Origin of the sequence: Pseudomonas sp. KCJK9111 (assembly GCF_046231935.1) — a bacterium.
Lineage (GTDB): Bacteria > Pseudomonadota > Gammaproteobacteria > Pseudomonadales > Pseudomonadaceae > Aquipseudomonas > Aquipseudomonas parafulva_B.
In genome coordinates this window covers 36,690-48,600 of record NZ_JBJJMO010000031.1, presented here as the reverse complement: position 1 = coordinate 48,600, position 11,911 = coordinate 36,690, and the positions used below count along the sequence as shown (strand labels likewise).

The window sequence follows — 11,911 nt, the reverse complement described above, 5'->3', positions numbered from 1 at the left end:
TCAGGACGATGTACAGGACAAGCAGGGACTACGGAAAAAATGTGGGCGGGTCGAACCGCCCCTTTTTTTTGCCTTTTTTTGGGTTCTGAGGCCTTTGATCCAAGCGCATACTGCACAGCGCTTGGGAACGGCTGTATCAGAAGCCAGCGTGGCGGCGGTCACATCTGCATCACTGGTCTTTCGCGCTACAGCAAAAAGGCCCTTGCGGGCCTTTTCGTTTGTTCACGCGACGTTAGCGCTGCAAGTCGGCAATCTTGCCTGGCTTGCCGTCCCACTCCTCAGCATCAGGAAGTGCATCCTTGCGCTCGGTGATGTTGGGCCAGATCTCAGCCAGTTCGGCGTTCAACTCGATGAAGTTCTCCATGCCCGATGGCACTTCGTCTTCCGAGAAAATGGCTTGTGCCGGGCACTCTGGTTCGCACAGTGCACAGTCGATGCACTCATCCGGGTGGATGACCAGGAAGTTCGGGCCTTCGTAGAAGCAGTCCACCGGACAGACTTCCACGCAGTCGGTGTATTTGCATTTGATGCAGTTGTCGGTGACGACGAAGGTCATTTCTAGTTCTCTCCTCAGGCGACGGCGGCGGCCCTTCCTCTCGGGCCGCGCGGTTTGCGGGTTTTGGCTGCAGGCCAGGCTAATAACCGTGCAGTACCAGCAAACCGCGGCGGATTCTACCAGCTTGTCATGGCTGCCGTTATAACAGGTTCTTTAGTTGATATAGCATTTCGATAGCTTGGCGCGGTGTCATGTCATCGAGCTGCAGCTTGCCCAGCTTCTCGATCGCCGGGTGGGGCAGGCTGGCGAACAAGTCGCTCTGGTGCGGCACTTGCGGTGCATCCTGCGCTTTCGGGACCTGGGTCGAGTCGTGTGGCAGGCTGGTGGTTTCCAGGCGCGACAGGTGCTCCCGAGCGCGCTGGATGACCACCGCCGGTACACCTGCCAGTTGCGCGACCGCCAGGCCATAGCTCTGGCTCGCAGGCCCTGGCAGCACGTGGTGCAGGAATACGATGCGGTCGTTGTGCTCCGTTGCATTGAGGTGCACGTTGGCCACCAGCGGCTCGCTGTCGGGCAACACGGTCAGTTCGAAGTAGTGGGTGGCGAACAAGGTGTAGGCCCGCAGGCGCGCCAGGCGTTCGGCTGCTGCCCAGGCCAACGACAGGCCATCGAAGGTGCTGGTGCCGCGGCCTACTTCGTCCATCAGCACCAGGCTGCGGTCGGTTGCGTTGTGCAGGATATTGGCGGTTTCGCTCATTTCCACCATGAAGGTGGAGCGCCCCCCTGCCAGGTCGTCGCTGGAGCCAATGCGGGTGAAGATGCGGTCGACCACCGACAGCTCGCAGCGCGCCGCTGGCACGAAGCTGCCGATATGCGCCATTAGCACGATCAGTGCGGTCTGGCGCATGTACGTGGACTTACCACCCATGTTCGGCCCGGTGATGATCAACATCCGGGTGCTGTCGTCCAGGCCCAGGTCGTTGGCCACGAACGGCGTGGTGAGCACCTGCTCGACCACAGGGTGACGCCCCTGCTCGATGCGCAGGCACGGTTCGTCGACGAAGCGTGGGCAGTTCAGGTCCAAGTTCAGGGCCCGCTCTGCCAGGTTGCTGAGTACGTCCAGTTCAGCCAGGGCGGCGGCACTGTCCTGCAGTGGCGCCAAGTGGCTGATCAGGGTCTCGAGCAGCGCGTCGTAGAGCATCTTTTCCCGGGCCAGGGCGCGGCTCTTGGCCGACAGCGCCTTGTCCTCGAACGCCTTGAGTTCCGGGGTGATGAAGCGCTCGGCGCCCTTGAGGGTCTGCCGGCGGATATAGTCGACCGGTGCCTGTTCGGCCTGCTTGGAAGGCAGCTCGATGAAATAGCCATGCACACGGTTGTAGCCGACCTTGAGGTTGGCAAGGCCGGTGCGTGCCTTCTCACGTGCCTCGAGGTCGATCAGGAACTGGCCGGCGTTCTCGCTGATGGCCAGCAGCTCGTCGAGCTCGTTGTCATAGCCGGCCTTGAGCACGCCACCGTCACGGATTACGGCTGGCGGGTTGTCGACCACCGCACGCTCCAGCAGGCTGGCCAGCTCCGGGTAGGTGCCGGTGATCGCGGCCAGGCGTGCCAGGTGCGGTGCCTCAAGCTCGGTCATGGCATTCTGCAGCTCGGGCAGGGCACCCAGTGCGTCACGCAGGCGCGCCAGGTCGCGTGGGCGGGCATTGCGCAGACCGATACGGGCCAGGATGCGCTCGATGTCGCCGATTTCCTTGAGCTGGGGCTGCAGCTTTTCGAACCGGTAGCTGTCGAGCAGGCAGCGGATCGAATCTTGGCGGGCCTGTATGACCTTGAGGTCGCGCAGCGGGCGGTTCAGCCAGCGGCTCAACAGGCGGCTGGCCATGGCGGTCTGGCAACGATCGACGACTGATTGCAGGGTATTGTCGCGCCCGCCTGCCAGGTTGACGTCCAGCTCCAGGTTGCGGCGGCTGGCACCGTCGAGAATGACCGTGTCGTCCAGGCGTTCGTGACGCAGGCTGCGCAGGTGCGGCAACGCCGTGCGCTGGGTTTCCTTGGCATAGGCCAGCAGGCAGCCGGCGGCGCCGATGGCCAGGGTCAGCTTGTCACAGCCAAAGCCCTTGAGGTCCTTGGTGGCAAATTGTTGGCAGAGCGCCTTGCGCGCCGAGTCGCGGTCAAAGTCCCAAGGCGCTCGGCGACGCGCGCCGGGGCGTTTCTCGGCAGGCAGGTCGCGTGGCCAGTCATCCGGGATGAGCAGCTCGACCGGGTTGAGGCGGTCCAGTTCAGCCAGCAGGGTTTCCCAGCCTTTGATCTCCTGCACGCCAAAGTGACCGCTGGTGATGTCAAGCACGGCCAGGCCAAACAGACGCTCGTCGCCCAGCAGCGCTGCGATCAGGTTGTCGCGGCGCTCATCGAGCAATGCCTCGTCGCTGACGGTCCCTGGCGTGATGATGCGCACCACTTGGCGCTCGACCGGCCCCTTGCTGGTGGCCGGGTCGCCGATCTGCTCGCAGATGACCACCGATTCGCCCAGCTTGACCAGCTTGGCCAGATAACCCTCGAGGGAGTGAAACGGCACCCCGCACATGGGGATGGACTGGCCGGCGGACTGACCGCGCGCGGTCAGGGTGATGTCCAGCAGGCTGGCGGCCTTTTTCGCATCTTCATAGAAGATCTCGTAGAAGTCGCCCATGCGATAGAACATCAGCTGGTCAGGATGCTGGTTTTTCAGCTTCCAGTACTGCTGCATCATTGGGGTATGTGCGGAGAGATCGGACATGGTCGGCCTACAGCGGGTGATCTGGTTGGCGAGGGTAAACCGGCAATGGTACAGGCTTTTTCGGTGCGGTGCAGGCGCCGAACGCCGCGCATGTCCACCCTGGGCGCTGCGGCAGGAGCTTGGAAAACCTGAACGTTTGCCCGGCCAGCCTCTCTATTGGGGTGATAGGGTAGTGGTCAGTCTTCAAGGAGCTTTCGCATGGACCCGATTACCACACTCGCCGCTCGCCTGGGTGACCACCTGCAGCGCCTGGGGGCACAGGTGAGCACTGCCGAATCCTGTACCGGCGGCGGCATTGCCGAGGCCATTACCCGGATCGCCGGCAGCTCGGCCTGGTTCGAAGCCGGCTACGTGACTTACTCCAACCGGCAGAAAACGCGTCAGCTCGGGGTGCCCGAGGCGCTGTTCAAGCACGTGGGCGCGGTAAGCCAGGAGGTGGTCGAGGCCATGGTCGCGGGCGCGCAGCAGGCCAGCGGCGCCCGCTTCGCCGTAGCAGTCAGCGGGGTGGCCGGCCCTGGCGGCGGTTCGGCTGACAAGCCCGTAGGTACCGTGTGGCTAGCTTGGGGCGATGGGCAGCGGGTCGTCAGCGTGCGTCGTCAGTTCGAAGGCGACCGCGAGGGCGTGCGGCACCAAACCGTCGTCGCCGCCTTAGAAGGCTTGTTACAGCTTGGCACCGGTTAAATCGAAATCGGGGGTTTGCTCGGGCGCTCGCCTGTGGAATAATACTGGCTACTTATACAGTTATCCGGCCATCAGGGCCAAGTCGAACACGTGAGGATTTCAATGGACGACAACAAGAAGCGCGCCTTGGCTGCGGCCCTGGGTCAAATCGAACGTCAATTCGGTAAGGGCGCCGTCATGCGCATGGGCGACCATGAGCGCCAGGCCATCCCTTCCATTTCCACCGGCTCCCTGGGGCTGGACATCGCGCTGGGTATTGGCGGTCTGCCGAAAGGCCGTATCGTCGAAATCTACGGCCCGGAATCGTCGGGTAAAACCACGCTTACGCTCTCGGTCATCGCCGAAGCCCAGAAAAGTGGCGCCACCTGTGCGTTCGTCGATGCCGAGCACGCTCTTGACCCCGAGTACGCCGGCAAGCTGGGCGTCAACGTAGACGACCTGCTGGTTTCGCAGCCCGACACGGGTGAGCAGGCGCTGGAAATCACCGACATGCTGGTACGGTCCAACGCCGTCGACGTCATCATTGTCGACTCCGTGGCTGCCCTGGTACCCAAGGCTGAAATCGAAGGCGAAATGGGTGACATGCATGTGGGCCTGCAGGCTCGCCTGATGTCCCAGGCATTGCGCAAGATCACCGGTAACATCAAGAACGCCAACTGCCTGGTCATCTTCATCAACCAGATCCGTATGAAGATCGGCGTGATGTTCGGTAGCCCAGAAACCACCACTGGCGGTAACGCACTGAAGTTCTATGCGTCGGTTCGCCTGGATATCCGTCGCACCGGTGCAGTCAAGGAAGGCGACGAGGTGGTGGGTAGCGAAACCCGCGTCAAGATCGTCAAGAACAAGGTGGCGCCACCGTTCCGTCAAGCAGAATTCCAGATTCTGTACGGCAAAGGTATCTACCGTAACGGTGAGATCATCGACTTGGGCGTCTCTCAGGGCTTGGTCGAGAAGTCGGGTGCCTGGTACAGCTACCAAGGCAACAAGATTGGTCAGGGCAAGGCGAATGCTGCCAAGTACCTGCACGAGAATCCCGCTATCGGTAGCGAGATCGAGAAGCAGATCCGCGACAAGCTGCTCAATGCCGGTGCCGTAGCCGCTGCTGCCAAGGCTGCGGCCGCACAGGCCGATGCGGGTGACGTGGCCGAAGCCGAAGCTGGCTATTGATCACGCGACCTTAGCTGAACATGCCTGCCGTACTCGACACCCCCGTCGCCATTCGGCGGGCAGCCATGGACCTGCTTGCGCGACGTGAGCATGGTCGCGTGGAATTGACCCGCAAGTTACTTCAGCGCGGGGCTTTGCAGACGCTGATCGAGCATGAGCTTGATCGGCTGAGCGAAGAAGGTCTGCTGAGTGAAGCTCGCTATCTGGAAAGCTTCATTCGTTATCGATCCAATTCTGGTTATGGCCCTGCCCGAATCCGTGAGGAGCTCGGGCAGCGCGGCTTGGCGCGTGGTGATATCGATGCAGCGCTTCGCGAAAGTGATATCGACTGGGGCGAGCGCCTGTATGAGGTATGGCAGCGCAAGTATGCCGGGCAACGCCCTGAGGATCCCAAGGCGCGTGCGCAGCAAATGCGCTTTCTCGCTTATCGTGGTTTCCCCATGGACATGATTGGAAAGCTGCTCAGCGGGCGAGGCTGGGACGATTGAACCCACTGCCTGCGCCTAAGAGAGATTCGGCAAGTGCTGTTCATGGCAGGCTGACGGCGCAACAGCCCAATGTTGCGGCAGATTGATGAAGTCCACCAGCTCTCGCAGTCGGCCTTGATCGCGGCCGGTAAAAGCGAAGCACAGGCGTGTCAGATGCCCAAAATCCCCGGTTTCGTTTTCGACGTTGCTGTCAGGCGTTTGCTCGAAGCTGCCGCTTAGGCAGAGATCGGCAAACTGCTCGTCAATCGCCTGCAACGCCTCGGGCGTGAGTGGCCGGTACATGCGCAGGACGAACTGGCGTTTCAGCCAGCGGCTGGAGTGGTAGTTTTGGTAGAACCGATTGATTTCCTCAACAGCTTCCTCGGCACTGTGCACCAGACGCAGCAGCTTGAGGTCGCCTGGCAGGATGTAGCGATTGTCCTGCAGCTGGTGGCGAATGAACGTCAGGCAGTCCTGCCAGAAGGTACCCTGCGGTGAGTCCAGCAGTACCACCGGTACCAAAGGGCTCTTACCCGTCTGGATAAGCGTCAGCACTTCCAGTGCTTCATCGAGCGTACCGAACCCTCCGGGGCACAACACCAGCGCGTCCGCTTCCTTGACGAAGAACAGCTTGCGAATGAAGAAGAAGTGAAACGACAGCAGCTTGTCGGTGCCTTCTATGGTTGGGTTGGCATGTTGTTCGAAGGGCAGGGTGATGTTGAAGCCAAGGCTGTTGTCGGCGCCGGAGCCTTCATGGGCAGCGGCCATGATACCGCCGCCGCCACCGGTGATGACCATCAGGTCCGAGCGGGCCAGCGCAGCACCCAGCTCACGGGCCAGGGCATACATGGGGTGCTCCAGCGGCGTACGCGCCGAGCCGAACACAGTGACCTTACGGCGGTGCTTGTGGCGACGCAGTGCGCGAAAGGACTGGTCGAGTTCGCGCAGCGCTTGCAGGGTGATCTTGGTGCTCCAGCGGTCGGCGTCGTCGTGGGCCATGCGCAGGATCGTCAGCATCATGTCGCGATAGAGGGGCAGGTTGGGGCTATCGGGGGCTACGCGTTCGAGTTGGGCGTCGATGTAGCTCAGGTCGATGTCATGATCTCGGAAGTGGCTGGAAAGCAGTTCATTCGATTGATAGGGCATGCAACTTCTCCTTCTGCTCCTTATCAATCTAGCCCTATAGCACGGGTCACGCCCAGCCCGTATGAGGATGTCGGGCGCATGGAGGGGCGCCCGGACGGTTGTTGAGCGGTATTCGAAGCTTTACTTCTTCTTGTTACCGGCAACGCAGCTAGCGCTGTCGAAGGCCTGATCCATCAACGGCTGATTGGTCTTGTAGACCGTGAAGCGGTACACCATCACTGCGCCTTTGGACATCAGGTTGCGGAACCCGGTGTTGCGGCAGACGCTGTCGCCCAACTGGCTGCGCACCTGCTCAGGGTTGGCCTGCATGCGCGCAGCATGGTCGGCGCGTACGCTGAGGTGGTTGATCAGGGCCTTGCCTTCGACCGTATAGCCTTGGTCGAGAATGTCTTCGTTGATGGCGCGGGGTGTGCCAACGCTGCTTTCCTTGGCAACCTTCTGCAGCATCGTGTTCAGGTCATAGTCCTGCTTGGAAGCCGCCTGGGCTGCAAGTGGCAGTGAGAGCAACAAGCTCAGGGCGGGGGCGATAAGGCGCAGCATGGATCTCTCCTGGTTCGGTGACTGGCGCTTGGACAGGCGTAGGCAGACGGCGTTCCCTCATCGCTGCCGCCCGCGTGGCGCTTGAAATCGCGAGTATAGGGGCGCTCCGGTCGTCTGCACAGCAAATGGCCGGCATTCTGGTAAACTGCCAGCCGTTTTCAATCGAGCCACTGCAGTGACTGCCACCTCTTTTCTGCAATGCGTGCCGGCATGAGCCATGCCGTCGCGCGGCTGCGCGCCGAACGCCTGGCGCGCAGCAACAAACCCTTCATCGCACGCGGCTCCCGGGCCGAGCGTTGCCCAGGTTGCCGGGTCATTGCCACGCATTGCCTGTGTGACTGGAAACCCAACGTCAATGCCGAGTCGGGCATCTGCCTGTTGATGCACGATACCGAGCCGCTGAAGCCAACCAATACCGGCTGGCTCATCGCTGACCTGATCGAAGACACATCCGCCTTTGGCTGGTTGCGCACCTCGGTGGACGAGGGCTTGTTGGCGTTGCTCGATGACCCGCAATGGCAGCCGTACATCGTGTTCCCGGGTGAATTCGTGGCGCCGGAGCGCGTCGTGACGGACGTGGTGCGCTCGCCTGGCAAGCGGCCATTGTTCATCCTGCTCGACGCCACCTGGACCGAAGCGCGCAAGATGTTTCGCAAAAGCCCCTACCTGGAGCGTTTTCCGGTGTTGAGCCTGCAGCCCGAGCAGATGTCACGCTACCGGCTGCGCCGCTCACGGCGCGATGACCATTTCTGTACGGCGGAAGTGGCCGCCATGTGCCTGGACCTGGCCGGGGATCACCTCGCCTCACAGGCGCTGGACGCCTACCTGGACGTCTTCAGCTTGCACTACCTCAGTGGCAAACGCCGCCTGCCCCTGGATGAACAGGATGCTGTTCACCAGCGCCTGCATACCTTCCTATAGTCCAAGGGGCAGCCTACCGGCTTTGGTTCATAATGACCGGGATGCCGCCAAGGCGGATTGAGCGACTGGCAGGCTGGCTTGACCTATGCTGTCGCCGCTCGGCATCCTTGGCGCCGATTCCCGCCAGTGCGCCCGTGCCGACGGGCCCCTGGTACAGAACAGGATCCTTAGATCGATGGCCACATATGAAATCCTGATTGCCGATGACCACCCGCTGTTTCGCGGTGCACTGCGCCAGGCCGTCACCCTGGGCATGGGCCCGGACGTGCGTCTGGTGGAAGTGGCAAGTATTGCAGAGCTGGAGAACCGCCTGAGCGAAAAGGCAGACTGGGACCTGGTGCTGCTCGACCTGAACATGCCTGGTGCCTACGGTTTTTCCGGCTTGGTCCTGCTGCGCGGGCAGTACCCGCAGATACCGGTGGTGATGGTCTCGGCGCAGGAGGAGGCTGCGGTCGTGGTCAAGTCCCGCGAGTTCGGCGCCAGCGGGTTCATTCCCAAGTCGAGCACCCTCGAAGTGATTCAGGATGCGGTGCGCAAAGTGCTCGATGGCGAGGTGTGGTGGCCACCACAGGCGTTCGAGAAGGTCGATGTGCCTGCTGAAGCGAGGGCTGCCAGCGAAGGACTCGCCAGCCTGACGCCGCAGCAGTTCCGGGTACTGACGATGGTCTGCGAGGGCTTGCTGAACAAGCAGATCGCCTACGAGCTGAGTGTGTCCGAAGCCACCATCAAGGCCCATGTGACGGCCATTTTCCGCAAGCTGGGCGTGCGCACGCGCACCCAGGCCGCTTTGTTGCTGCAACAACTTGAATCGGTTGCCAGCACCTGATTACCCAGGCCTTCACGCTTTTTTGACCCTTGCCAGCCTAGTCTGCCGGCCCTTTCGTAGCTAAGCGAACCCCATGACGCCATCTCCTTTCAAGGGCCAGACTGGTCTGAAACGAATCCTCAACGCCGCGGGTTATTCCCTGGACGGGCTGCGCGCCGCCTTCAAGGGCGAGGCTGCATTCCGCCAGCTGGTACTGCTCAACATCGTGCTGGTGCCTGTTGCCTTCTGGTTGCCGGTAAGCCGTGCGGAGCGGGCCATCATGATCGCGGTGTGCCTGCTTGGGCTGATTGTCGAGCTGTTCAATTCGGCGGTGGAGGCGGCGATCGATCGCATTTCCCTCGAACGCCACCCTTTGTCCAAGAACGCCAAGGACATGGGCAGCGCTGCCCAGTTGGTGTCGTTGTGCATGGTCGCGATCGTGTGGGGCGTGATCCTTCTGTAGGGCTACAACGCGGGGCGCTGCGGCTGCACGGCTCAGGCTATAGGCGGCAGCACGATCTCGTCGCTGCGCGTGACGCCAGCGGTGAAGTGGCGACAGAGTTCCAGAAACTCGCGCATCGCCGATGTCTGGTATTTCTGCTTGTGCCAGATGAAGTAGAACTGGCGCATCAAGTCCAGCTCGGGTGTTTCCACTGCCACCAGGCTGCCACGGCGAAAGGCATCGCGCAGGGCCAGGCGTGAGATGCATCCGATGCCCAGGCCCGATTCCACGGCGCGCTTGATGGCCTCGGTGTGCTCCAGTTCCAGGCGGATGTCCAGCTGTGCGCGGTGGTGGCGCATGGCCTGGTCGAACGTCAGGCGCGTGCCCGAGCCCTGCTCGCGCAGGATCCACGCCTCACGGGCCAGCGTGGCGATGTCAGCGCGGCCTTGCCTGGCCAATGGATGTTGGGGGGCACAGAACACCACCAGTTCATCTGCCACCCAAGGCTGCACCTCAAGGTCCGGATGATTGCAATCACCTTCGATCAGACCCAGGTCAATTTCATGGTGTGCCACCTGTTGCACGATATGCACAGTATTTTGTACGTGCAGCTTCACCTGGCTTTCGGGGTGCCGCTGCATGAAGCTGCCGATCAGAAGGGTTGCCAGGTAGTTGCCAATGGTGAGCGTGGCGCCCACCACGAGGGAGCCGAACCCTGATTTGCCGTTGAGCAGGTCCTCGATTTCCTTGGCCTGGTCCAGGAGTGCCACGGCTTGTGGCAGCAACTGATGACCCAAGGCGTTGAGGCTCAGGCGCTTGCCCGCCCGGTCGAACAACTGGCAGCTGCTCTGGCGTTCAAGCTCGGTGATGGAGGTGCTCGCAGCCGATTGCGACAGCGCAAGCACGCTTGCAGCGCGTGAAACGCTCTGGTGCTGGGCGACGGCCACGAAGACCTGAAGTTGACGTAGTGTGAATCGCATATCGATATAACCGATAACACATATCTTGATAATCCAGTTAACAGATATTGTCGCTGCCCCTAAACTATCGCGCAACTCTGCGCCTTGTACGCGCTGCGACTTTCTTCAGGAGCCCCATTAGATGAGCAACATGAACCACGAACGTGTCCTCAGTGTGCACCACTGGAACGACACGCTGTTCAGCTTCAAGTGCACCCGTGATCCGGGGCTGCGCTTCGAGAACGGTCAGTTCGTGATGATCGGCCTGCAGCAGGACTCCGGCCGTCCGCTCATGCGCGCCTACTCCATCGCTTCGCCGAACTGGGAAGAACACCTGGAGTTCTTCAGCATCAAGGTGCCCGACGGCCCGCTGACCTCGCAGCTGCAGCACCTGAAGGAAGGCGATGAGATCATCATCAGCAAGAAGCCTACCGGTACGCTGGTGCTCGACGACCTCAACCCCGGCAAGCACTTGTACCTGCTCAGCACCGGTACTGGCCTGGCGCCGTTCATGAGTGTGATCCAGGACCCGGAAACCTACGAGCGTTTCGAGAAGGTGATCCTGGTCCACGGCGTGCGCTACGTGAACGAAGTGGCTTACCGCGAGTTCATCACCGAGCACCTGCCGCAGAACGAATTCTTCGGCGAAGCCGTACGCGAAAAGCTGATCTATTACCCGACCGTCACCCGCGAGCCTTTCGAGAACCAGGGCCGCCTGACCGACCTGATGCGCAGCGGCAAGTTGTTCAGCGACATCGGCCTGCCGCCGATCAACCCGCAGGATGACCGCGCGATGATCTGCGGCAGCCCGAGCATGCTCGATGAGACCAGCGAAGTGCTGGACAGCTTCGGCCTGAAAATCTCCCCACGCATGCGCGAGCCGGGCGATTACCTGATCGAGCGGGCGTTCGTCGAGAAGTAAAGAAGCGCCCAGCATGACGAGACGATCCGTTGACCCCACGTCAACGGATCGTTTTTTTTGCCTGTTTCGTGACTAAGCCGCTATTCGACCCGCGTCTGGCCGCTGTAGACCAGTAGTTGCCTGCAACGTTTGCACAGGTACCGCCGGCCTTGGCCCACCAGTGCGTGGCGCTGCGCCGTGAACGCAAACTCACTTTGCGGGCAGGGGCAGCGGTAGAGGTAGCGGGTCACCGCGCGGCGCTTGACGGCGTAGTTGTGGCAGCGCGCCGGCGGCAGTTCGTAGACGCCGCGCATGATCAACTGCCACTCCTGGCCGTGGGCCTGGATACTGTCACCAAAGACCTGGTGAGCGACCAGGTGGGCGACCTCGTGCGCTACGGTCTGGCGCAGGAAGTCTTCGTGGTTCTCGCGGTATAGCTGCAGGTTGAAACGCAGCTTGTTTTCGTGCAGGTGGGCCACCCCGGCTTTTTGCCCGCGCAGCTTGAAACTGACCTGCGGGCGGGGGAAGGCGCGATCAAAAAAGCGCTCGGCCTGCTGATAGCAGATTTCGACGCGTTGGATGAGCAGTTCGGGCATGGGGCAATGAATCC

Annotated in this window: 13 protein-coding genes; 7 read left to right on the top strand and 6 right to left on the bottom strand. The window is 61.6% G+C overall.

Annotation, left to right across the window (positions count from 1 at the left end; genetic code table 11):
- Positions 1–232 precede the first annotated feature (232 nt).
- Together fdxA and mutS are read right to left on the bottom strand one after the other, a co-directional pair.
- On the bottom strand, positions 233–556 hold the full coding sequence (fdxA, locus tag ACK59L_RS12470) for a ferredoxin FdxA (protein WP_023534129.1): 324 nt from the start codon (positions 554–556) through the stop codon (positions 233–235).
- Positions 557–695: 139 nt separating this feature from the next.
- Positions 696–3,269 carry a DNA mismatch repair protein MutS gene (mutS, locus tag ACK59L_RS12465; protein ID WP_196136340.1) on the bottom strand — a complete coding sequence of 858 codons (2,574 nt, stop codon included), beginning with the start codon at positions 3,267–3,269 and terminating at the stop codon, positions 696–698.
- 198 nt (positions 3,270–3,467) lie between these two features.
- On the opposite strand from mutS, the gene ACK59L_RS12460 reads away from it, so the two are divergent.
- The 3 genes from ACK59L_RS12460 to recX all read left to right on the top strand — a co-directional run bounded on the left by ACK59L_RS12460 (position 3,468) and on the right by recX (position 5,608).
- Positions 3,468–3,950, top strand: a complete 483-nt coding sequence (locus tag ACK59L_RS12460; protein WP_409273905.1) for a CinA family protein — start codon at positions 3,468–3,470, stop codon at positions 3,948–3,950.
- Positions 3,951–4,052: 102 nt separating this feature from the next.
- Positions 4,053–5,120 (top strand): recombinase RecA, encoded by a 1,068-nt coding sequence (recA, locus tag ACK59L_RS12455; protein ID WP_023534161.1) that lies wholly within the window; start codon positions 4,053–4,055, stop codon positions 5,118–5,120.
- Positions 5,121–5,140: 20 nt separating this feature from the next.
- Positions 5,141–5,608: a recombination regulator RecX gene (recX, locus tag ACK59L_RS12450; protein ID WP_058605327.1), complete on the top strand. Its 468-nt coding sequence runs from the start codon at positions 5,141–5,143 to the stop codon at positions 5,606–5,608.
- A 15-nt stretch (positions 5,609–5,623) separates the two neighbouring features.
- Here the strand turns inward: recX and ACK59L_RS12445 are convergent, their stop codons facing one another.
- Together ACK59L_RS12445 and ACK59L_RS12440 are read right to left on the bottom strand one after the other, a co-directional pair.
- Entirely contained in the window at positions 5,624–6,733 is a 1,110-nt protein-coding gene (locus ACK59L_RS12445) for a TIGR00730 family Rossman fold protein (RefSeq protein WP_409273903.1), read from the bottom strand.
- A 120-nt stretch (positions 6,734–6,853) separates the two neighbouring features.
- Entirely contained in the window at positions 6,854–7,273 is a 420-nt protein-coding gene (locus ACK59L_RS12440; RefSeq protein ID WP_409273901.1) for a quorum-sensing-regulated virulence factor family protein, read from the bottom strand.
- 210 nt (positions 7,274–7,483) lie between these two features.
- Between ACK59L_RS12440 and ACK59L_RS12435 the strand changes: the two genes are divergently transcribed.
- The 3 genes from ACK59L_RS12435 to ACK59L_RS12425 all read left to right on the top strand — a co-directional run bounded on the left by ACK59L_RS12435 (position 7,484) and on the right by ACK59L_RS12425 (position 9,462).
- Positions 7,484–8,194: a tRNA-uridine aminocarboxypropyltransferase gene (locus ACK59L_RS12435; RefSeq protein WP_409273899.1), complete on the top strand. Its 711-nt coding sequence runs from the start codon at positions 7,484–7,486 to the stop codon at positions 8,192–8,194.
- A 175-nt stretch (positions 8,195–8,369) separates the two neighbouring features.
- Positions 8,370–9,020, top strand: coding sequence for a response regulator transcription factor ErdR (erdR, locus tag ACK59L_RS12430; RefSeq protein WP_058605331.1), 651 nt, complete (start codon positions 8,370–8,372; stop codon positions 9,018–9,020).
- Between the two features lie 73 nt (positions 9,021–9,093).
- Positions 9,094–9,462, top strand: a complete 369-nt coding sequence (locus tag ACK59L_RS12425; protein ID WP_058605332.1) for a diacylglycerol kinase — start codon at positions 9,094–9,096, stop codon at positions 9,460–9,462.
- 32 nt (positions 9,463–9,494) lie between these two features.
- On the opposite strand, the gene ACK59L_RS12420 is transcribed toward ACK59L_RS12425, so the two are convergent.
- A complete protein-coding gene (locus ACK59L_RS12420; protein ID WP_058605333.1) occupies positions 9,495–10,421 on the bottom strand; it encodes a LysR family transcriptional regulator in 927 nt (308 codons plus the stop codon).
- A gap of 121 nt (positions 10,422–10,542) precedes the next feature.
- Between ACK59L_RS12420 and fpr the strand changes: the two genes are divergently transcribed.
- Positions 10,543–11,322, top strand: a complete 780-nt coding sequence (fpr, locus tag ACK59L_RS12415) for a ferredoxin-NADP reductase (protein WP_028635022.1) — start codon at positions 10,543–10,545, stop codon at positions 11,320–11,322.
- Between the two features lie 80 nt (positions 11,323–11,402).
- Here fpr and ACK59L_RS12410 read toward each other — a convergent pair whose 3' ends face one another.
- The gene (locus tag ACK59L_RS12410; RefSeq protein WP_329603053.1) at positions 11,403–11,909 is read right to left on the bottom strand and encodes a SprT family zinc-dependent metalloprotease; all 507 of its coding nucleotides are present in this window, start codon (positions 11,907–11,909) and stop codon (positions 11,403–11,405) included.
- Positions 11,910–11,911 lie beyond the last annotated feature (2 nt).